This window comes from Streptomyces sp. NPDC045967 (genome assembly GCF_056430495.1).
This window is the reverse complement of the sequence record NZ_JBWKLE010000019.1, coordinates 102,013-122,732: the sequence shown is the minus strand read 5'-3', so window position 1 is coordinate 122,732 and position 20,720 is coordinate 102,013. Positions and strand designations below refer to the sequence as shown.

Sequence of the window (20,720 nt, the reverse complement as noted above, 5' to 3'; positions counted from 1 at the left end):
AGGTCCCATGCTGCGCACCCCGACGGGCGGCGCCGGAAACGGCGCCGCCGGCTCGGCCGGGCGGCTGGTGAGCATCGGCACGGTGCTCACCACGCTGCGTGACGAGTTCCCCGATGTCACCATCTCGAAGATCCGGTTCCTGGAGGCTGAGGGGCTCGTCGAGCCCAGACGCACCCCCTCCGGTTACCGCAAGTTCAGCACCGAGGACGTGGAGCGGCTCGCCCGCGTCCTGCGGTTGCAGCGCGACCACTATCTGCCGCTGAAGGTCATCCGCGAGCAGCTCGACGCGCTGGCCCGCGGTGAGCGGATCCGCATTCCGGCGCCCACGGCGCACGGGGAGTCCGTCGATCCGGCGGGATCTGCGGCCCTCTGCGCAGACGCCGGTCCGCAGGGGCCCACGGTGGCCCGGGTGGGCCGCGCGGAGCTGATCGCGGCCGCCGGGGTGGACGAGGTCCGGCTGGTCGAGTGGGAGTCCTACGGCCTGCTGGCGGAGGCGCCGGGAGGCGGCTTCGACGCCGAGGCGGTCACGGTCGCCCGGCTGGTGGCCGACCTGGGGCGGTTCGGGCTGGAGCCCCGGCACCTGCGGGCCGTGAAGGCCGCCGCGGACCGGGAGGCCGGTCTCGTGGAGCAGGTCGTGGCACCCTTGCGGCGGCACCGCAACCCTCAGACCCGGGCCCATGCGGAGACCACCACGAAGGAGCTCGCGGGGCTGTGCGTACGGCTCCACGAGGCCCTGGTACAGACCGCGCTCGGGGTCCGGCTGCCCTGAGGGAGGGGCCCCGACTACCCAAACCTGCCGGGCAGGTCCTAGGGTTGCTGTGTGAACGAGCTCGACGTTGTGGGTGTCCGGGTGGAAATGCCCTCCAACCAACCGATCGTGCTCCTGCGTGAAGTGGGAGGCGACCGGTACCTCCCCATCTGGATCGGTCCTGGGGAGGCTACCGCCATTGCCTTCGCGCAGCAGGGGATGGCCCCTGCCCGCCCGCTGACGCACGACCTGTTCAAGGACGTGCTGGAGGCGGTCGGCGAGGAGCTCACCGAGGTCCGGATCACGGATCTGCGGGAGGGCGTCTTCTACGCGGAGCTCGTCTTCGCCAGCGGGGTGGAGGTGAGCGCGCGGCCCTCCGATGCCATAGCGCTGGCCCTGCGCACGGGGACGCCGATCTACGGCAGTGACGGCGTGCTCGACGACGCCGGGATCGCGATTCCGGACGAGCAGGAGGACGAGGTGGAGAAGTTCCGCGAGTTCCTGGACCAGATCTCGCCCGAGGATTTCGGTACCGGCCCCCAGTGACGCGGCGCCCGCGTCCGCCGTGTCATCCACCGGGGACTGTCAGCCCATTCGAGTAGCCTTTCCCCGCAAAGGGATACGGGAAACCACTCTCAGGGTGATTATCACTCGGCGTGCCGAGTGTGGCGATCGTTGACGCACCCCGGGTGACTGCCTACCTTCGAGGTGGGCAGGCAAGGACGGAGGGTCGGCGTGAGGATCACGGGCGACGGTACGACCGGGGGCATCCCCGTACGGAGTGACGGTGGACCGTACCCCCTGCACGGCAACGCGGCCGGTTCCGCGCGCCGTCAGCCGGAGTCGACGCCGGTCGGACCGGTCGGCGGTGACCCGGCGCCCGAACAGGTCGGCTACCGCGGGCCGACGGCGTGCGCCGCGGCCGGCATCACCTACCGGCAGCTCGACTACTGGGCGCGGACGGGCCTGGTGGAGCCGAGCGTGCGCCCGGCCTACGGCTCGGGGACCCAGCGGCTGTACAGCTTCCGCGACGTCGTCGTCCTGAAGATCGTCAAGCGCTTCCTGGACACCGGGGTGGCCCTGCAGAACATCCGCACGGCCGTACAGCACCTGCGTGACCGGGGCTTCTGCGACCTCGAGCGGATGACGCTGATGAGTGACGGCGCCACCGTGTACGAGTGCACTTCGCCGGACCAGGTCGTGAGCCTGCTCCAGGGCGGGCAGGGCGTCTTCGGCATCGCCGTGGGGGTGGTGTGGCGCGACGTGGAGAACGCGCTGTCCCAGCTGCACGGGGAGCGGGTGGACACCGGGGAGACGCTCGTCCGGCACAACCCGACGGACGAGCTGGCCGCGCGGCGCAACCGGGCCGGGTGAACCGGGCCGCGGGATTGTCAGTCCCGTAGGGCAGCATCGGGCACGTGAGAGCCGCCCCGACCATCCTGCACCTGGACATGGACGCCTTCTACGCGTCCGTGGAGCAGGCGTCGAAGCCCAGCCTGCGCGGCAAGGCCGTCATCGTCGGCGGGCTCGGGCCGCGCGGGGTCGTCGCCACCGCTTCGTACGAGGCGCGGCGGTTCGGGGTGCATTCGGCGATGCCGATGGCCCAGGCGCGCCGGCTCTGCCCGAACGGCGCCTACCTGATCCCGCGTTTCACGCTCTACCGGCAGGTCAGCGATGTGGTGATGGCGTTGCTGCGGGAGCTGTCGCCGCTGGTCGAGCCGCTCTCGCTGGACGAGGCCTTCGTGGACCTGGAGGCGGGCGGCACCGCCTTCGACGCGCTCGCCGCCCGGGCCACCGGAGAGCGGCTGCGGGCGGACATCAGGGCCGCGACGGGGCTGAGCGGATCGGTCGGGCTGGCCGGCTCGAAGATGCTGGCCAAGGTGGCCTCGGAGGAGGCCAAGCCGGCGGGGCTGCTGCTGATCGAGCCGGGCACCGAGCGCGAGCTCCTCGCTCCGATGCCGGTGCGGACCCTGCCCGGGGTCGGGCCGGCCACCGGTGAACACCTGCGCCGGGCCGGCATCACCACGGTGGGGGACCTGGCGGAGGCCGGCGAGGACGAGCTGGTGCGGATGCTCGGGCGTTCCCACGGGGTGGGGCTGTACCGGATGGCCCAGGGGATCGACGACCGGCCGGTGGTGGCGGAGCGCGACGCCAAGTCGGTGTCGGTGGAGGACACCTTCGACATCGACCTGCATGACCGGGTGCGGATCAGGACCGAGGTGCAGCGGCTCGCGGACCGGTGCGTGCAGCGGCTGCGCGGATCCGGGCACTCCGGGCGCACGATCGTCCTGAAGGTGCGCCGCTACGACTTCTCGACGCTGACCCGGTCCGAGACGCTGCGCGGGCCCACGGACGACCCCGCGGTCGTGCGCGAGGCCGCGGCGCGGCTGCTGGAGGGCGTGGACACCACGGGCGGCGTCCGGCTGCTCGGCGTGGGCGTGACCGGGCTTGCCGACTACACGCAGGAGGACCTGTTCGCCCAGTCGCTGGCGGTCGGGCCGCAGGGCGAGTCGGGGGAGGCCGGCGGGGCCGGTGGGACCGGTGCGATCGACGGGGCCGGTGGGTCGGGCGCGGCAGCTGGGGCCGGAGGGTCGGGCGGGGCCGCTGCCGGGGGCCTGGAGGGCTCGGCGGGCGGGGCGGGCGCGGAGCCGCCCCCCGGCCCCGAGGCCGCTCCCGAGCGGCGCTGGGCGGCCGGGAGCGACGTGCGGCACGCGGTGCACGGGCCCGGGTGGGTGCAGGGCAGCGGAGTCGGGCGGGTGACCGTTCGGTTCGAGCGGCCCGGCTCGGAGCCGGGTCGGGTACGGACCTTCCGGGTGGACGACCCCGAGCTGGAGCCGTCCGATCCGCTTCCGCTGGTGGGGGAGGAGCCGCAGTCCGGGCCCCGCGCGCCGTCCTGACCGGACGCCTCAGCCCTCGTCGCCGGCCAGGTGCCCGAAATCGTGCCGGAAGTCACTCGGCAGCGTCACGTCCAGGCCGTAGTGGTGGTAGAGCTGCAGCTCCTGTTCGGGGGAGAGGTGGCGGCCGACCCCGAAGTCGGGGGCGTCCTTGATCAGGGAACGGTCGAAGGGCACCCGAAGGGTGTCACCGACCAGCTCGCTCGGCTCCAGGGGGACGAACGCGTCCCGGCTGAACAGGCCGGTCCGTACGGCCGCCCACTCGGGTACGCCCGTGGCGTCGTCGAGGTAGACCTCGTCGACGGTGCCGATCTTGGTGCCGTTGCGGTCGAACGCCTTGCGGCCGATCAGGCTGCGCGGATCGATGTCGGTCTGCACGGTCCCTCCACATCGTCGCAACTCCTCCGTAAGCACTACAGAAGTGCATAACGGGACGGGAGGCCACTCGGGGAGTGCCCCGGATCCTCGCTGGTAGGCTGGGTGGTGGCTGTCGACCCTGTGCGGGAGAGTCCTCCGAATGAACGAGACGGAGGCGCCGAAGGAGCAAATCCTCCCCGGAATCTCTCAGGCATACGTACCGCACGGACGAGGCCACTCTGGAAAGCAGGGGCGGGTACCGGGCGCGCAGTGCCGGTCCCTCTCCTCACCGACGGTGAAAACCGGACCCCTCGGGCGACCTCCGCGGATCCGGTGAAGCTCTCAGGTTGAGATGACAGAGGGGGAGGCCGTCCGGGTGCCCGCGCCGTGGTGCCCCTCGCAGGTCATACGACCAGGAGGCCTCCGTACATGACCGCCAACCGCATTCCGCTCTCCCAGCTGGAGCGAGGCATCCCCTTCGAGCAGCGCCACATCGGCCCGGATGCCGAGGCGCAGGCGAAGATGCTCGCCCATGTGGGCTACGGCTCCCTGGACGAACTGACCGCAGCCGCGGTACCGGATGTCATCAAGACCGCCGAAGCGCTCGACCTGCCCGAGGCGCGCACCGAGGCCGAGGTGCTCGCCGAGCTGCGCGCACTCGCCGACCGCAACCAGGTCCTGACCTCGATGATCGGCCTCGGCTACTACGGGACCTTCACGCCGCCGGTGATCCTGCGGAACGTGATGGAGAACCCGGCCTGGTACACCGCCTACACGCCGTATCAGCCCGAGATCTCGCAGGGCCGCCTCGAAGCGCTGCTGAACTTCCAGACGGTCGTCGCCGACCTGACCGGCCTGCCGACCTCCGGAGCCTCGCTGCTCGACGAGGGCACCGCGGCGGCCGAGGCCATGTCGCTCGCGCGCCGCGTGGGCAAGGTCAAGGACGGCGTCTTCCTGATCGACGCCGACGCGCTGCCGCAGACCATCGCCGTGATCGAGACCCGCGCCGAGCCCACGGGCGTCGAGGTCGTCGTCGCGGACCTGTCGGACGGAATCCCGGCCGAGATCGCCGAGCGCGGCGTCTTCGGCGTGCTGCTCCAGTACCCCGGCGCCTCCGGTGCCGTGCGCGAGATCAAGCCGCTGATCGACCAGGCGCACGAGCTCGGCGCCATCGTCACCGTCTCGGCGGACCTGCTCGCGCTGACCCTGCTGACCTCCCCGGGCGAGCTGGGCGCCGACATCGCCGTCGGCACCACCCAGCGCTTCGGCGTCCCGATGGGCTTCGGCGGACCGCACGCGGGCTACATGGCCGTCCAGGCCAAGCACGCGCGCTCGCTGCCGGGCCGCCTCGTCGGCGTCTCCGTCGACGCGGACGGGAACAAGGCCTACCGCCTGGCGCTGCAGACGCGCGAGCAGCACATCCGCCGCGAGAAGGCGACCAGCAACATCTGCACCGCCCAGGTGCTCCTGGCCGTCATGGCCGCCATGTACGCCGTCTACCACGGTCCGGACGGGCTGCGCACGATCGCCCGCCGCACCCACCGCTACGCCGCGCTGCTCGCCGCGGGCCTGCGGGCCGGCGGGGTCGAGATCGTGCACGGCGCGTACTTCGACACGATCACGGCCCGGATCCCGGGCCGCGCCGCCGAGGTCGTCGCCGCCGCCCGCGAGGGCGGGGTCAACCTCTACTCGGCCGACGCCGACCACGTCTCCGTCGCCTGCGACGAGACCACCCTGCGCGCCGACATCGAGGCCGTCTGGGCCGCCTTCGGGGTCACGGCCGACATCGAGGCGCTCGACGCGGCCACGGCCGACACCCTGCCCGAGGGCCTGCTGCGCTCGGACGCCTACCTGACCCACCCCGTCTTCCACCAGCACCGCTCCGAGACCGCGATGCTGCGCTACCTGCGCAAGCTGTCGGACAAGGACTACGCGCTGGACCGCGGCATGATCCCGCTGGGCTCCTGCACCATGAAGCTCAACGCGACCACCGAGATGGAGCCGGTCACCTGGCCCGAGTTCGGCCAGCTGCACCCCTTCGCCCCGGCGGAGCAGGCGGAGGGCTACCTCACGCTCATCAACGAGCTGGAGGAACGTCTCTGCGAGGTCACCGGCTACGACAAGGTCTCCATCCAGCCCAACGCCGGCTCCCAGGGTGAACTGGCCGGGCTGCTCGCCGTACGCGCCTACCACCGCGCGAACGGCGACGAGCAGCGCACCGTCTGCCTGATCCCCTCCTCCGCGCACGGCACGAACGCGGCCAGTGCCGTGATGGCGGGCATGAAGGTCGTCGTCGTCAAGACCGCCGACGACGGTGAGGTGGACGCGGACGACCTGCGCGCCAAGATCGAGCAGTACCGCGACGAGCTCGCCGTGCTGATGATCACCTACCCCTCCACGCACGGTGTGTTCGAGGAGCACGTCGCCGACATCTGCGCCCAGGTGCACGAGGCCGGCGGCCAGGTCTACGTGGACGGCGCCAACCTCAACGCCCTGGTGGGCCTGGCGAAGCCGGGTCACTTCGGTGGCGACGTCTCGCACCTGAACCTGCACAAGACCTTCTGCATCCCGCACGGCGGCGGCGGCCCCGGCGTCGGTCCGGTCGGTGTCCGGGCGCACCTCGCCCCCTACCTCCCCAACCACCCGCTGCAGCCGACGGCCGGCCCGGAGACGGGCGTCGGCCCGATCTCGGCCGCCCCGTGGGGCTCGGCCGGCATCCTGCCGATCTCCTGGTCGTACGTGCGCCTCATGGGCGGCGAGGGCCTCAAGCGCGCCACGCAGGTGGCGGTGCTCGGCGCCAACTACATCGCCAAGCGCCTGGAGCCGCACTACCCGGTGCTGTACACCGGCCCGGGCAACCTGGTCGCGCACGAGTGCATCATCGACCTGCGTCCGCTGTCGAAGACGACGGGCGTGAGCGTGGACGACATCGCCAAGCGCCTGATCGACTACGGCTTCCACGCGCCGACGATGTCCTTCCCCGTGGCCGGCACGCTGATGATCGAGCCGACCGAGTCCGAGGACCTCGCCGAGATCGACCGCTTCTGCGACGCGATGATCGCCATCCGCGGCGAGATCGACCGGGTCGCGGCCGGCGAATGGCCGGCGGACGACAACCCGCTGGCCAACTCCCCGCACACGGCGGCGGCGCTGGGCGGCGAGTGGAACCACCCGTACACCCGCGACGAGGCCGTCTTCCCCGGCGGAGTGACGGCCGCGGAGAAGTACTGGCCGCCGGTGCGCCGCATCGACGGCGCGTTCGGCGACCGGAACCTGGTGTGCTCCTGCCCGCCGCTGGACGAGTACGACAACTGACATGAGTGAGGGGCCGGTCCGGGAGAACTCCCGGATCGGCCCCTTCGTCGTTGCCGCCGCCGGTCCGCCGCGTTCGGCCCGCTAGGCGGCCCTCATCACCTGGGCCGCCGCGAGCGGGCGGTGCGGGGCGATGATCTGGCCGTCCGGCAGCAGCTCACCGGTGTCCTCGAAGAGCAGGACGCCGTTGCACAGCAGGCTCCAGCCCTGTTCCGGGTGGTTGGCCACCGGGAGCGCGGCCTCCCGGTCGGCGGATTCGGCTGTCGGGCAGGCTGGCTGGTGCTGGCACATGGATGCGTTCTTTCGCTGCGGTGTGGTCTGCGTGCTACGGCTCGATGCGTCGTTCATGGCCGTCCCCCTGGGTCATCCCCGCACCTGCGGGGAGCTTGTCCTCAGTCTTCCCCCACGACAGCCGCTTCGCAGGTATTTCGCGCCAGCTGTCCTCACAGATTGATGACGCATCACTCGTGCGGGCGGTTCACGCCAACTCCCCCGTCCTTTCGGATGGTTCGCCGGTGGTCCGAGCGGGCTAGGCCGAATGGGCCACTCGGGCCACCGGATCGCTCACGCCGCCCGGCCCCTCACGCCGCCGGCGCCGCCAACGTGGGCGGGACGGGCGCCGCCGCGGGGGTCAGCCGGTGGGTCAGGACGGGCAGCAGCTCGGAGACCGGGTGGGGCCGGTACGCGGCGATGCCGGGCGGGGCCGGAGCGAGGGGGATCAGCAGGTCCTCGCCCGCCGGCAGGCCCGCGGAGGCGTCCGCGCCCACCGCCCCGTGCAGCCACAGCGTCAGCATGTACAGCTCGGGAACGGACAGCAGCCGCGGCTGGTACGCCGTCCCGAGCGACTCCGCCTGACGCAGGGCGCGTTCGGTGGCCGCCACATAGGGGCCCTCGAAGAAGTGGGAGAAGGCCCAGCCGTCCGGTGTGAGCCGGGTGTCCGCGGCCGCGACGTAGCGGTCGCCGCCGCGGATCAGGAAGCGCCAGCCGATGAGGCGGGTGCGGGGCGGCCTGCCGCAGGACGTCCGGTCCGCGATGTTCAACCGGTCCAGCACGTGTACCGGAAGGGGGAGTTCGGCCGTCACCGGCCCCTGGAGGGCACGCAGGGCGGGAGTGTGTGCCTCGTGGACGGCGGTGGGGGAGCCCAGGGCCGCGAGGACGCTGCGCAGGGCGGGCGCGGGAGCCGGAGGGACATGCAGCGGCATGGTGGGTCGCCTCTCACTTGGGAGACCGGTGGAACGGGGGCAGGTGCGGACGGCGCTGTCGCATTCTGGGGCCAGAGGGGGGCTGAGGGGCAATGGCCGCGCGCCAACTCTCTGCCTCGTTTGCGGAGTTTATACGACATGTGTTCACGCGGTGTTTCGGCTAGCTGTCCTGCCTATTGCAGGCAAGGCGCTTACCGGTCCCGCTGGCATGGGATTCATGCCGGGTCGGCGCGAACGTGCCTCCCTGACCTCGGAGGTTACCGGAAAGGGGCTCGGCTGGAAAGCGCCGGTTAACGTGAACGGGCAAAGTCGACGCGGAATTTGCGCAAACCCGCTTGCCAGGTGAATGTGCCAAAACGCCCGTCGGCCAAACCGGCGCGCGCTCCTCGCCGCACACGCCCCCGCCGCATTATGGATCACGCTGCCGGGGCATCATCGACCGTACATGCGCGCTGGGTGCCACCGGGCCAGGCGCACTCGAGGAGGGAAGCTTCGATGGGGGAGAAGGTCGTGGCAGGCGGGTTCGACCTGTCCGATCGGCAGCGGTATCGAAGGAAGCTTCACGAGTGCTTGGAGGGGTTGGAGCGACTTCTGGCGGAGAAGAGGTTCGATCGTCCCAGGAACATGATGGGACTGGAGATAGAGCTGAATCTGGCGGGCGCCGACGGTTTGCCGCGCATGGTCAATGCCCAGGTGCTGGAGCGGATTGCCAGCTCCGATTTCCAGACCGAACTCGGAATGTTCAACCTGGAGGTGAACGTCCTTCCGCACCGCCTCGGCGGCCGGGTATTCGACCAGCTCGCGGAGGAACTCAGCACGGGCCTCGGCTACGCGCACCGGCAGGCCGCGGAGATGGACGCCGGGGTGGTGATGATCGGTATTCTGCCGACGATCACACGCGAGGACCTCGTCACCGCCAACCTCTCCGCGGTCGACCGGTACTCCCTGCTCAACGAGCAGATACTGATGATGCGCGGCGAGGACTTCGCCCTGGACATCGACGGGGTCGAGCGGGTGGTCTGGCACACCGGGTCGATCGTGCCGGAAGCCGCCTGCACCTCCGTGCAGCTGCATCTTCAGGTGACCCCGGGGCGGTTCGCGGACGTGTGGAACGCCGCCCAGGCGGTGGTCGCCGCGCAGATCGCCGTGGGCGCCAACTCGCCGTTCCTGTTCGGGCGCGAGCTGTGGCGGGAGTCCCGGCCGCCGCTGTTCACGCAGGCCACCGACACCCGGCCGCCCGAGCTCCAGGCGCAGGGGGTGCGGCCGCGCACCTGGTTCGGGCAGCGCTGGGTGGATTCGGCGTACGAGCTCTTCGCGGAGAACGTGCGCTACTTCCCGGCCCTGCTGCCGATCTGCGATGAGGAGGAGCCGCTGCGGGTGCTGGCCGAGGGCGGGGTGCCCGGGCTGCAGGAGCTGGTCCTGCACAACGGCACCGTCTACCGCTGGAACCGGCCCGTCTACGGCGTCGCCGACGGGGTGCCGCACCTGCGCGTGGAGAACCGGGTGTTGCCGGCCGGGCCCACCGTCGCCGACGTCGTCGCCAACGCCGCCTTCTACTACGGGCTCGTGCGCACCCTCGCCGACGAGCCGCGCCCGGTGTGGACCCGGCTGCCCTTCGCCGAGGCGGAGGCCAACTTCGACGCGGCGTGCCGGTACGGCATCGACGCCCGGTTGCGCTGGCCGCGCCGAGGCCGGGCCGGGGGACTGGCCAGCGTGTCCGCGGTCCGGCTGGTGCTGGACGAACTGCTGCCGATGGCGGCGGCCGGCCTGGACGCGTGGGGGATCGAGCCCGCGGACCGCGACCGCTACCTCGGGATCATCGAGGAGCGCTGCCGGCGCCGGGTGAACGGGGCGACCTGGCAGGTGGACACCTACCACCGGGCGCTCGCCTCCGGCCTGGACCGCGGGGCGGCACTGGCGGCGACGACGCGGCGCTACACCGAGCTGATGCACAAGGGCGACCCCGTGCACACCTGGCCGGTGGGCCCCGGGCGGGAGGCGCCCGCCGGAGGCTGACCCGCCCGGCTCCCGTCGGCGCCTGATCGTGCGTCCCGTGCGTCCCGTGCGGCCCGCACGGGGGTCCCCGGCCGCCCGCCGCTCCCCGAGGGGGCACTATGGGGTGGTCGTATCGGGATGGCGGGACGGGAGCAGGGCGTGCGCGCGGAGCCGGTGGTCCCAGAGCTGGGCGCGGACGGGACGCGGCGTGTCCTGCGGACCGAGACCCTGCTGGTCCTGGCGCTGTCGCTGGGTGCGAGCGGGGTCTCGGCGCTCATCAGCTTCACCGGCTCACTCACCAAGCCCGGTGGGCTCAAGGACCAGGCCGCCACGCTGAACGGTTCGTACGCACCCGGCCGGCCCTGGTTGGACCTGGCCTGGCAACTCTTCGGGATCGCCAGCGCACTGGTCCCGGTCCTGCTGGTCGCGCACCTGCTGACCCGGGAGGGCGCGCCCGGGTTGCGGGTGCTGGGCTTCGACCGCACCCGGCCGGTGTCGGACCTCGCACGGGGCGCCCTCGTCGCGGCCGGGATCGGGAGCGCCGGGCTGGTCTTCTACCTGGGGGCACGGGCCGCCGGGTTCAACCTCACGGTGGTGCCGGAGGCCCTGCCCGACGTGTGGTGGAAGTTCCCCGTGCTGATCCTCTCCGCGGTGCAGAACTCCGTGGTGGAGGAGGTCATCGTGCTCGCCTACCTGCTGCGGCGACTGGATCAGATCGGCTGGTCTCCCCTGGCCGCGCTGCTGGCCAGCTCACTGCTGCGCGGCTCCTACCACCTCTACCAGGGCATCGGCGGCTTCGTCGGCAACGTGGTGATGGGTGTGGTCTTCGTCCTGGCCTACCGCCGCTGGGGCCGGGTGGGCCCCCTCGTCGTCGCGCACGCGCTGCTCGATCTGGTCGCCTTCGGCGGGTACGCGCTGCTCGCCGGCAAGGTGGACTGGCTCCCGACGCCGTAGGCGCCGTGCCGGGCCCGCTCGGCGGGCGGGCACCCGGCCGTCCGCCCGGTCAGGGTGCGGTGAGGAGCTCCCCGTCCATGACGGTCACCGCGTGACCGGTCAGCAGGGTCCGCTCGCCCGCCAGAGTCACCCGTACCAGCCCCCGGCGCGCGCCGCCCTGGAGGCCGGTCAGCTCGGTGCGGCCCAGGCGCCGGGCCCAGAACGGGGCGAGGGCGGTGTGTGCGCTGCCGGTGACCGGGTCCTCGTCGATCCCGAAGGCCGGGAAGAAGCCGCGGGAGACGAAGTCGTACCCGCCGGCGGGGTCCTCGGCCTGGGCGGTGACGATCACCCCGCGCTTGGCGAAGGCCCGCAGGGCGGCGTGGTCCGGTGCCAGTTCGCGGACCGTCCGCTCGTCGGCGAGCTCGATCAGCAGGTCCCCGATGTGGGCGGCGGTGTCGTGCACGGAAAGGATCGGGGCGCCGCCGAGGGCGTGCTGCACGGCGGGCGGGGCCGGGGCCGGGGTGAGCGAGGACGTCGGGAAGTCCAAGGTGACCGCCCCGTCGGGGCCCGTCTCGGCCGTCAGGATGCCGCAGCGGGTGGTGAAGCGGACCAACCCGTCGGCGAGTCCGTTCGCGGCGAGGACGTGCGCCGTGGCGAGGGTGGCGTGCCCGCACATGTCCACTTCGGCGGCCGGGGTGAACCAGCGCAGGGCCCAGTCGGCGTCCGAGCCGGGCGGCAGGGGGTGGGCGAAAGCGGTCTCGGAGAGGTTCACCTCGGCGGCGACCTGCTGCAGCCAGGTGTCCGGCGGGAACGCGGTGTCGAGGAGCAGGACGCCCGCGGGGTTGCCGTGGAAGGGGCGGTCGGTGAAGGCGTCGACGATTCGGATGCGCATGCACCGACGGTAGGGCGGCTCTTCGGACGCCGCCACGGCGGGTGGGGCGTGTCAGGACGGCTCGGCAGCTGTTCATTGAAGAAGTTTCCGATATATCGTTGACGCATCGCGATGGCTCAACGATAGTGGAAGCATCGGATGACCGATACGACGTGAAAGCGACGGACAAGACGAAAGGAGCGCAGTCATGCGTTCACACGGACAGCACGGACACGAGCACGGCCGGGGCCACGGCCACTGCGGACCCGATCGTCGGGAGGAGTTCATGGGGCGGCGCGCCGCCTTCGGGCCGTTCGGCCCCCCCTTCGGCGGCGGACCCTTCGGCGGGCGCGGCGGACGGGGAGGGCCGCGTGGCCGGGCCCGGCGCGGTGACGTGCGCGCCTCGATCCTGGCGCTGCTCGCCGACCGGCCGATGCACGGCTACGAGATGATCCAGGAGATCGGCGAGCGCAGCGGCGGGGGCTGGAAGCCCAGCCCGGGCTCGGTCTACCCGACCCTGCAGCTCCTCGAGGACGAAGGGCTCATCACCAGCGAGAGCGAGGGCGGCAAGAAGCTGTTCACGCTCACCGAAGCCGGCCGCGCGGAGGCCGAGTCGGGCCCCGACGCCCCCTGGGCCGATGCCGGCCGCGGCCCCGATTTCGAGGCGATGCACGAGATCCGGGCGGCCGGCGTCGGCCTGTGGGAGGCGTTCGGCCAGGTCTTCAAGACCGGCACGCCCGAGCAGCGGGACAAGGCCCTCGCCGTCGTCAACGACGCGCGCAGGAAGCTCTACCTGATCCTGGCCGACGAGCACTGACCGGACCGGTGCGACGGCGCGCCCCGCGGATGGCCGCGGGGCGCGCCGTCGCGTGCGGGGGCGTACGAGGGGGTCGTCGGCCGGGTCGCGGGGCGGGTCAGGTCACCAGGCCGGCGAGCTTGCGCAGCGATTCGTTCAGGGCGGCGGTGGCCGAGTCCTTGAGCTTGCCCGCCATCAGGGAGACGGCCGCGCCGGTGAACTCGCCGTCGATGCGGACGGTGGTGGCGGCGCCGTCCGGGACGAGCGTGTAGCGGGTGAGGACGGCGACGCCCATCGGGCCCTTGCCGGTGATGGCGAGGACGCGCTCCTCCTCCAGCTCCGACACCGTCCACAGCACCTCGGCCGGAAAGCCCATCATCTTCATGTTCTCGGTGAAGGTGGCGCCGACGGCGAGGGTGTCCGGGCCGCCCTTCGGGAAGTCGGTGTGGGTCATGCTCCACCGGTCGTACGCGTCCCAGTCGGTCAGCTGGGACCAGAGCTTAGCGGCGGGCGCCTCGATGCGTGATTCCGCGGTGACTTCGGCCATGCGACCACCCCTTCTCGTCGGGTACGTGCGGCGGAACGTAACCCCGGGGGACGGAACATTCAATACTGACGGCATGTCAGAAAACCGAAGGGCCGCGAGCCCGGCTCCGGCTCCGTCTCAACAGGTGTCACACCTGTGACGCTCCTGACCGGCGCCTGCCATGATGGCCCGATGCAAGCGTCAGGGAAAAACGCCGGACTGGGCCTCGCCCTCGTCTCGGCGCTCGCGTTCGGTGGTTCCGGAGTGGCGGCGAAGCCGCTGATCGAGGCGGGTCTGGACCCCCTCCACATGGTCTGGCTCAGGGTGGCCGGGGCGGCGCTCGTGCTGTCCCCGCTGGCCTGGCGCCACCGCGACCTCCTGTGGCGCCGGCCCGCGCTGCTCGCGGGCTTCGGGCTGGTCGCCGTCGCGGGCGTGCAGGCCTTCTACTTCGCCTCGCTGTCCCGGATCCCCGTCGGCGTGGCCCTGCTGCTGGAGTACCTCGGCCCCGCCCTGCTGCTCGGCTACATCCGCTTCGTGCAGCGCAAGCCCGTGACGCGGGGCGCCGCCGCCGGCGCGGCCGTCGCCGTCGTGGGGCTGGCCTGTGTCGTCGAGATCTGGGCCGGGCTGAGCCTGGACCCGCTCGGCGTGCTCTTCGGCCTCGCCGCCGCCTGCTGCCAGGCCTGCTACTTCGTCTTCGCCGACCAGGGCGCCGACGCCGAGGACGCCCCCGATCCGTTCGGGGTGATCGCCTACGGCATGCTCGTCGGCACCCTGGTGATGACGGTGATCGCCCGGCCCTGGGAGATGGCCTGGAGCGTCCTGGGCGGGGAGGCCGCCGTGGGCGACACCATGGTTCCCGCGCCGGTGCTGCTCGGCTGGGTGGTGCTGGTCGCGACCGTCTTCGCCTACCTGACCGGGGTGGTCTCCGTGCGCAGGCTCTCGCCGCAGGTCGCGGGCGTGGTGGCCTTCCTGGAGGCGGTCGTCGCCACCGTGCTGGCCTGGATCCTGCTCGGCGAGCACCTGTCCACCTGGCAGATCGTCGGCGGCGGGCTGGTGCTGGGCGGTGCGTTCATCGCGCAGTCCTCCCGGCCCGCCCCGGCCACGGCCCCGGCGGCCGCCGCGGCGGCCGGTCCGGCCGCGGTGGACCGCGAGACGACCAGGGCCTAGGGTGGCGTCCATGCCTTCGACCGTGCTTCCCCCTCCCGCCCGCTCCTAGCGCGGGCGGCACCTCCTCGAACGAGTACCCCTGCCCGGGGAGTTCCCGGGCGGATGAGCGCTGCCCGCGAAGCGATGACCCGCACCTTTCATCCTTCACGCACGCGCGGAGAACCACGTGTCGAACCAGCTGCCCGCCACCGGGCGCAATCTTCTCTACCTCGTCGTCGCCGGAGCCGCCTGGGGCACCGCCGGGGCGGCCGCCTCCCTCCTCTTCCTCGCCAGTGACCTCGGTCCGCTCGCCCTGTCGTTCTGGCGGTGCGCGGGCGGGCTCGTGGTGCTGCTCGGGGTGCTCGCCCTGCGCCGGGCGCGCCCGCAGGCCCGTCCGGGGGCGGGGCGGGAGAGGCCCCCGGCCGGCTCGCTGATCGTGACCGGGCTGCTGTTCACCCTGTTCCAGGCCGCCTACTTCGCCGCCGTGCGCGAGACCGGGCTCGCGGTCGGCACCGTCGTCACACTCGGCGCCGGGCCCGTGCTGATCGCGCTCGGGGCCCGGTATTGGATGGGCGAGCGGCTCGGCCGGGGCGGCGCGGCCGCCGTCGCCGGCGCGCTGGCCGGGCTCGCCGTCCTGGTGCTGGGCAGCGGCGGCGGGGAGGTCCGCCCGCTCGGTGTCGGCTGGGCGCTGCTGTCGGCCTCCGGCTACGCGGCGATGACCCTGCGGGCCCGCTGGCTCGGGCGGCGCGGGGCGGGCGGGGACCCGCTGGTGACCACCGCGTGGTCGGTCGCGGTGGGCACCGTGTGCCTGCTGCCGCTCGCCGCGGCGGAGGGGCTGCTGCCCCACACCGCCGAGCCGGGGCGGGTGCTCTGGCTGCTCGTGTACGTCGCCACCGTGCCGACGGCCCTGGCGTATGCGCTCTACTTCACCGGAGCGGCCGCGGTACGGGCCGCCACGGTGTCCGTGATCATGCTGATCGAGCCGGTCGGCGCGGCGGCGATCGCCGTGACCCTGCTCGGGGAGCGGCTGACCGGGGCCGTGGTGCTGGGCGCCGTCCTGCTGCTGGCGGCCGTGGGCGCCCTGATCGCGGCGGAACGGCGCCGGCCGGCGGACGGGACGCCGGCCGGGGCCGTACGGGGCGGGGCGGCCGGTACCGGGATCGTCGGCGGGTCGGCGGACGGGCCGGTGGTCACGCCCGTCGTGCTTCCCGACGCCTCGGGTCAGAGCGCCGCGAGGTAGTCCGGAGTGGCGATCCCGGGGGCCAGACCGGCCGCCGGGATCGGCGCCCCGTAGCCCGGGGCGACCGGGACCACGCCCGCCCAGAAGGGCAGTCCCAGGTCTTCGGCGTCGTCGTTCGGCCCGCCGGTACGGATCTTCGCGGACACCTCGGTCAGGTCCAGGCGGATCACCGCGGTGGCGGCGAGTTCCTTGGCGTTGGCCGGCCGGGAGTCGGCGGAGCGGCCCGGGACCACCTGGTCGACCAGCGCGTCCAGGGCGGTCCGGCACTCCTCCTCGTCCGTCACCTGGTAGGCCGTGCCGTGCACCACCACCGAGCGGTAGTTCAGCGAATGGTGGAAGGCCGACCGGGCCAGGACCAGACCGTCGACGTGCGTCACGGTCACGCAGACCGGCAGGCCGGGGTCGGCCTTGCCGGCCGCCAGCAGCGGGCGCGAGCCCGTGGAGCCGTGGAGGTAGAGGGCCTCGCCCACCCGGCCGAAGAGGGTCGGCAGCACCACGGGGGCGCCGTCGCGGACGAAGCCGAGGTGGCAGACGTACGCCTGGTCGAGTATCGAGTGCACCGTCTCGCGGTCGTAGCGCGCGCGGTCGCGGGAGCGGCTGGGAACCGTGCGGTCCGTGGGCGCGTAGGCGGCGGGCGGGGTGGTCGGCCCGGACGACGCGGGCGATTCCGTGGCGGGCGTGGCGGTCATGATGCGGACTCCGTTGTACTAGTGCATAATGTCGTTTGTGCTAGAAGAGTATCGGATCACCGGGCGCCGCGCATCGGATATCGCGGCCAGTGTCGAAGCGGCCGTGGGAGCGGGCTCCCTCGCGCCGGGGGCGTTGCTGCCGCCGATGCGGGAGCTGGCGGCCGAGCTGGGGGTGAACCCCAACACCGTCGCGGCCGCGTACCGGACGCTGCGCGAGCGCGGGGTCATCGAGACCGACGGGCGGCGCGGCAGCCGGGTGCGGTCCCGTCCCTCCAGCACTCCGCGGGACGCCCTGCGGATGGCGGTGCCGGCGGGCGTACGGGACCTCACGACCGGCAACCCGGACGTGGCCCTGCTGCCGTCGCTGGACGGGGCGCTGGCGGCGGCCGCCCGGCGGTACGCGCAGGCGCCGCCGCTCTACGGCCAGGACCCGCTGGACCCGGTACTGGCGCGGCTGGCCCGGACCGACCTCGACGCGGACGGGGTGCCGGCCGGGCCGGTCGCGCTGACCTCGGGGGCCCTGGACGGGATCGAGCGGGTGCTGGCCGCGCACCTGCGTCCCGGGGACCCGGTCGCGGTCGAGGACCCCGGTTGGGGGAGTGTGCTGGACCTGGTCCCGGCGCTCGGGCTGCGGGTGCTGCCGGTGGCGGTGGACGACGAGGGGCCGCGGCCCGAGTCGGTGGCCCGGGCCCTGGACGCCGGGGCCCGGGCGCTGGTGGTGACGGCGCGGGCGCAGAACCCCACCGGGGCGGCGGTGAGCGCGGAGCGCGCCGGGGAGCTGCGGGCCCTGCTGGCGGCCCACCCCGGGGTGCTGGTGATCGACGACGACCACGGACACGCGATCGTGGACCTGCCGCTGCACCCGCTGGGCGGGGTCACCCGGCACTGGGTGCTGGTGCGGTCGACGGCGAAGGCGTATGGGCCGGACCTGCGGCTCGCGGTGCTGACGGGGGACGCGGTGACGCTGGACCGGGTCCGGGGCAGGCAGCGGCTGGGCCCCGGGTGGGTGAGCCGGCTGCTGCAGTACGCGGTGGTGGAACTGTGGGCCTCGGGCGCGGTGGACCGGGCGGCGGTCGCCCGGTCGTACGGGGAGCGGAGGGACGCGCTGGTCGCGGCGCTGCACGAGCGGGGCGTACGGGCGCACGGGCGGACGGGGATGAACGTGTGGGTGCCGGTCGCCGACGAGACCGGGGTGGTGACGGGGCTGCTGGCCGCCGGGTGGGCGGTGGCTCCCGGGGCGCGGTTCCGCGTCGAGTCGCCGGCGGGCGTGCGGCTGACGATCTCGCAGGTGGCCCTCGCCGAGGTGCCGGCACTGGCGGACGCCGTGGCCGCGGCCGTCCGGCCGGGGGCGGCGGGGGTCCGGTACGTCTGACCGCCGGCGCCGGGCGGGTGGCGTCGGCGGGGTGGCGGGGAAGCCGGCCCGGCTGGGGGCGGGTCCGGCCGGGGCGGGCCGGCCAGGGCGGTCAGGCCCGTCAGGCCCGTCAGGCCGGTTCGCGCCGGGTGGGCCGGGTCTGGGTGAGGGCGGCGCCCGCCAGGACGACCGCGGCGCCCACCGGGGTGTTCCAGTGGAGCTGCTCGCCGAGGACCAGGACGCCCGCGGTGGTCGCGATGACCGGGATGAAGTAGGTGACCATCTGGGCGGTGGTCGGGCCGATCTCCGACACCAGGCCGTACTGCATCTGCAGCGCCATGCCCGTGCCGAGGGCGCCCAGGGCGATCACCGACAGCGTCGGCCACAGCGGGAACGAGGCCGGGGCGGCGGTGAACAGGGCACTGATCCAGGCGAGTTGCACCGTGGAGAGGATCAGCTGGGCACCGGTCAGGGCGACCGGTGAGCCCGGGGTCCCGGCCAGCGTGCGGCGGACGTAGATCCAGCCGACGGGGTAGCAGAGCGAGGCCAGCAGGGCGAAGGCGGTGCCCTTGGCGTCGACCCCGGAGAAGCCCTGCCAGGCGCCGAGGACGGTCAGCACGCCGAGGAAGCCGAGGCCGAGGCCGGTCACGCGGCGGCGCGTCGGGCGGTCCTCGGACAGCGCGACCAGGGACAGGGCCATCCCCCACAGCGGGGAGGTGGCGTTGCAGATGCCCGCCAGGCTGGAGGGGATGCTCAGCTCCGCGTAGGCGAAGAGGGAGAACGGGGCGGTGTTGAGCAGCAGCGCCGCCACGCCGAGGTGGCCCCAGGTGCGCACGCCCCGGGGCAGCGGCTCCCGGCGGACCAGCAGCACGCCGAGGAGGGCGAGCGCACCGAACGCGACCCGGCCCAGGGCCACCTGGAAGGGCGCGTACCCCTCGGTGCCCACCTTGATCAGCAGGAAGCTGAAGCCCCACACGACCGACAGGATCGCGAAGCGGACGCGCCAGTCCGGCAGGAGGCGTCGGCGGGGGGTCGGGCCGCACGTGCCGGCCGTGCCCGCGACGACCGGCGGCGAGGCGGGGGAAGGGGCGGAGGGGGTGGTGCGAGGGGCCGAGGGTGCGCTCATGCCGCTACTGTGCTCGCCTCAACTTCGTAGGACAAGCGAGAGTTTCTCGGCAGGACGGCGTAGCATCGCTTACATGTTGAACCTGGAGCGCCTGCGCACCCTCGACGCCCTCGCCCGCCACGGATCGGTCAGCGGCGCGGCCGACGGGCTCCACGTCACCACCTCCGCCGTCTCCCAGCAGATGGCCAAGCTCGAACGCGAGGTGGGCCAACCCCTGCTGGCCAGGAACGGGCGCGGCATCCGGCTCACCGATGCCGGGCGGCTGCTCGCCGACCACGCCGCGCGGATCATCTCCCAGGTGGAGCTCGCCCAGGCCGACGTGGAGGCCCAGCGGGGGAGTGCGGTCGGCGAACTGCGCATCGGCGCCTTCCCGACCGCCATGCGCGGCCTGCTGCCACCTGCCGTGGCCGCCCTGCGCGAGGCGCATCCGGAGCTGCGGGTGCTGGTCCGCGAACAGGAGCCGGAGGAGAGCATGGCCGCCGTCGTGCGCGGGGACCTCGACCTGGCGCTGGCCATCGACTGGTACAACAAGCGCATGCCGGTGCCGGCCGAGCTCACCCGCACGCACCTGCTCGACGACTCCGTCGACATCGCGGTCCCGGCGGGACACCGGCTGGCCGGCCGGGCGGAGATCTCGCTCGCCGAGTTCGCCGACGACGACTGGATCTCCTGGAACGAGGGGCAGTTCTGCCACGAGTGGCTGGTCTTCACCCTCCGCGGCACGGGAACCGAGCCGCGCATCACCCACATCGCGGAGGAGCACCACACGCAGCTGGCCTTCGTGGAGGCCGGGCTGGGGGTGTGTGTGGCGCCGAGGCTGGGCCGCGGCCCGGTGCCGGAGGGGGTGCGGCTGCTGCCGGTCTGCGACTCGGTGCGCCGGCACGTGTACGCGGTCTGGCGCGCGGACGCCGACCGCCGCCCCTCCGTCCGCGCGGCGGTCGAGGCCCTGGAGCGGTCGGCCGCCCGGCTGCAACGCTGAGCCGTGCAACGCTGAGCCGTGCCGTGCCGTGCCGTGCCGGTCAGGCTCGGCAGGGCGCGGGTCAGAGCTTGCGGAAGTCCCAGGAGACGACCGACTCCGGGGTCAGGCGGATCCACGCGTGGCGTCCGTCGTGCGGCATCACCTCCAGGCCGAAGTTCTTGACGGGGAAGATGCGTTCGGGCTCCACCAGTTCCGGGCACGGCTCGCCGGTGCGCGGGGCCTCGCCCACGAAGACGGCGCTGCCGGACAGCTCGACGCCGCGCAGTTCGTCGTACGCCTCCCCGCAGTCCACCACCACCGAGATCCGCGGGTCCGCGCGCAGGTCGGACCAGCGCCGGCTGCGAACGATCGAGTACAGCCACAGGGAGCTGCCGTCCCAGGCGAACCACAGGGCCCCCACGTGCGGCCGGCCGTCCGGGGAGACCGTGGCCACACGGCAGGTGCGCTGCTCGCGCAGGAAGGCGTCCACCTCCTCGTCGGTCATCATGATCCGGCGGCCCCGCCGCTGTGTCCCTCCCGGGCGTGTGTCGTCCATCCGTCCCGCACCCCTTCACA

The 20,720-nt window shown here is 73.2% G+C and carries 20 protein-coding genes and 1 riboswitch; of the genes, 12 read left to right on the top strand and 8 right to left on the bottom strand.

Going from position 1 to position 20,720, the window contains the following annotated elements; all coding sequences use genetic code 11:
• Positions 1–7 precede the first annotated feature (7 nt).
• The 4 genes from ftsR to AC07FY_RS27665 all read left to right on the top strand — a co-directional run bounded on the left by ftsR (position 8) and on the right by AC07FY_RS27665 (position 3,645).
• Positions 8–769, top strand: coding sequence for a transcriptional regulator FtsR (ftsR, locus tag AC07FY_RS27680; protein ID WP_479011332.1), 762 nt, complete (start codon positions 8–10; stop codon positions 767–769).
• Between the two features lie 51 nt (positions 770–820).
• On the top strand, positions 821–1,294 hold the full coding sequence (locus AC07FY_RS27675; RefSeq protein ID WP_007262890.1) for a bifunctional nuclease family protein: 474 nt from the start codon (positions 821–823) through the stop codon (positions 1,292–1,294).
• Positions 1,295–1,483: 189 nt separating this feature from the next.
• Entirely contained in the window at positions 1,484–2,122 is a 639-nt protein-coding gene (locus AC07FY_RS27670; RefSeq protein WP_479011328.1) for a MerR family transcriptional regulator, read from the top strand.
• A 44-nt stretch (positions 2,123–2,166) separates the two neighbouring features.
• Complete coding sequence (locus AC07FY_RS27665) at positions 2,167–3,645, top strand: DNA polymerase IV (RefSeq protein WP_479011325.1); 1,479 nt, start codon at positions 2,167–2,169, stop codon at positions 3,643–3,645.
• 9 nt (positions 3,646–3,654) lie between these two features.
• Here AC07FY_RS27665 and AC07FY_RS27660 read toward each other — a convergent pair whose 3' ends face one another.
• Positions 3,655–4,020: a PRC-barrel domain-containing protein gene (locus AC07FY_RS27660; RefSeq protein WP_479011322.1), complete on the bottom strand. Its 366-nt coding sequence runs from the start codon at positions 4,018–4,020 to the stop codon at positions 3,655–3,657.
• Positions 4,021–4,133: 113 nt separating this feature from the next.
• Positions 4,134–4,232, top strand: a riboswitch (glycine riboswitch).
• A 196-nt stretch (positions 4,233–4,428) separates the two neighbouring features.
• On the opposite strand from AC07FY_RS27660, the gene gcvP reads away from it, so the two are divergent.
• Positions 4,429–7,314, top strand: coding sequence for an aminomethyl-transferring glycine dehydrogenase (gcvP, locus tag AC07FY_RS27655; protein WP_479011319.1), 2,886 nt, complete (start codon positions 4,429–4,431; stop codon positions 7,312–7,314).
• An 81-nt stretch (positions 7,315–7,395) separates the two neighbouring features.
• Here the strand turns inward: gcvP and AC07FY_RS27650 are convergent, their stop codons facing one another.
• Together AC07FY_RS27650 and AC07FY_RS27645 are read right to left on the bottom strand one after the other, a co-directional pair.
• Positions 7,396–7,602 carry a DUF5999 family protein gene (locus tag AC07FY_RS27650; protein WP_479011316.1) on the bottom strand — a complete coding sequence of 69 codons (207 nt, stop codon included), beginning with the start codon at positions 7,600–7,602 and terminating at the stop codon, positions 7,396–7,398.
• A 290-nt stretch (positions 7,603–7,892) separates the two neighbouring features.
• Positions 7,893–8,513: a hypothetical protein gene (locus AC07FY_RS27645; protein ID WP_479011313.1), complete on the bottom strand. Its 621-nt coding sequence runs from the start codon at positions 8,511–8,513 to the stop codon at positions 7,893–7,895.
• 495 nt (positions 8,514–9,008) lie between these two features.
• Here AC07FY_RS27645 and AC07FY_RS27640 point away from each other — a divergent pair, with 495 nt between their 5' ends.
• Positions 9,009–10,529, top strand: a complete 1,521-nt coding sequence (locus AC07FY_RS27640) for a glutamate-cysteine ligase family protein (protein WP_479011310.1) — start codon at positions 9,009–9,011, stop codon at positions 10,527–10,529.
• Between the two features lie 117 nt (positions 10,530–10,646).
• Positions 10,647–11,462 (top strand): CPBP family intramembrane glutamic endopeptidase, encoded by an 816-nt coding sequence (locus tag AC07FY_RS27635; RefSeq protein WP_479011307.1) that lies wholly within the window; start codon positions 10,647–10,649, stop codon positions 11,460–11,462.
• Positions 11,463–11,511: 49 nt separating this feature from the next.
• On the opposite strand, the gene AC07FY_RS27630 is transcribed toward AC07FY_RS27635, so the two are convergent.
• Positions 11,512–12,333, bottom strand: a complete 822-nt coding sequence (locus tag AC07FY_RS27630) for a PhzF family phenazine biosynthesis protein (RefSeq protein WP_479011304.1) — start codon at positions 12,331–12,333, stop codon at positions 11,512–11,514.
• A gap of 187 nt (positions 12,334–12,520) precedes the next feature.
• Between AC07FY_RS27630 and AC07FY_RS27625 the strand changes: the two genes are divergently transcribed.
• Entirely contained in the window at positions 12,521–13,129 is a 609-nt protein-coding gene (locus AC07FY_RS27625; protein ID WP_479011301.1) for a PadR family transcriptional regulator, read from the top strand.
• Between the two features lie 97 nt (positions 13,130–13,226).
• On the opposite strand, the gene AC07FY_RS27620 is transcribed toward AC07FY_RS27625, so the two are convergent.
• Positions 13,227–13,655, bottom strand: a complete 429-nt coding sequence (locus AC07FY_RS27620) for a type II toxin-antitoxin system Rv0910 family toxin (RefSeq protein WP_479011298.1) — start codon at positions 13,653–13,655, stop codon at positions 13,227–13,229.
• 171 nt (positions 13,656–13,826) lie between these two features.
• Here AC07FY_RS27620 and AC07FY_RS27615 point away from each other — a divergent pair, with 171 nt between their 5' ends.
• Positions 13,827–14,801 (top strand): EamA family transporter, encoded by a 975-nt coding sequence (locus AC07FY_RS27615; protein ID WP_479011295.1) that lies wholly within the window; start codon positions 13,827–13,829, stop codon positions 14,799–14,801.
• 166 nt (positions 14,802–14,967) lie between these two features.
• On the top strand, positions 14,968–16,020 hold the full coding sequence (locus tag AC07FY_RS27610) for a DMT family transporter (protein ID WP_479011293.1): 1,053 nt from the start codon (positions 14,968–14,970) through the stop codon (positions 16,018–16,020).
• Here AC07FY_RS27610 and AC07FY_RS27605 read toward each other — a convergent pair.
• On the bottom strand, positions 16,002–16,709 hold the full coding sequence (locus AC07FY_RS27605; RefSeq protein WP_479011290.1) for a pyridoxamine 5'-phosphate oxidase family protein: 708 nt from the start codon (positions 16,707–16,709) through the stop codon (positions 16,002–16,004). The genes AC07FY_RS27610 and AC07FY_RS27605 overlap by 19 nt on opposite strands.
• Positions 16,710–16,737: 28 nt before the next feature.
• Here AC07FY_RS27605 and AC07FY_RS27600 point away from each other — a divergent pair, with 28 nt between their 5' ends.
• Positions 16,738–18,081, top strand: a complete 1,344-nt coding sequence (locus AC07FY_RS27600; RefSeq protein WP_479011287.1) for an aminotransferase class I/II-fold pyridoxal phosphate-dependent enzyme — start codon at positions 16,738–16,740, stop codon at positions 18,079–18,081.
• Between the two features lie 109 nt (positions 18,082–18,190).
• On the opposite strand, the gene AC07FY_RS27595 is transcribed toward AC07FY_RS27600, so the two are convergent.
• Complete coding sequence (locus AC07FY_RS27595) at positions 18,191–19,186, bottom strand: DMT family transporter (protein WP_479011284.1); 996 nt, start codon at positions 19,184–19,186, stop codon at positions 18,191–18,193.
• A gap of 73 nt (positions 19,187–19,259) precedes the next feature.
• Between AC07FY_RS27595 and AC07FY_RS27590 the strand changes: the two genes are divergently transcribed.
• Positions 19,260–20,165 carry a LysR family transcriptional regulator gene (locus tag AC07FY_RS27590; protein WP_479011281.1) on the top strand — a complete coding sequence of 302 codons (906 nt, stop codon included), beginning with the start codon at positions 19,260–19,262 and terminating at the stop codon, positions 20,163–20,165.
• Between the two features lie 61 nt (positions 20,166–20,226).
• Here AC07FY_RS27590 and AC07FY_RS27585 read toward each other — a convergent pair whose 3' ends face one another.
• Positions 20,227–20,700, bottom strand: a complete 474-nt coding sequence (locus tag AC07FY_RS27585; RefSeq protein ID WP_479011278.1) for a pyridoxamine 5'-phosphate oxidase family protein — start codon at positions 20,698–20,700, stop codon at positions 20,227–20,229.
• Between the last annotated feature and the right edge of the window lie 20 nt (positions 20,701–20,720).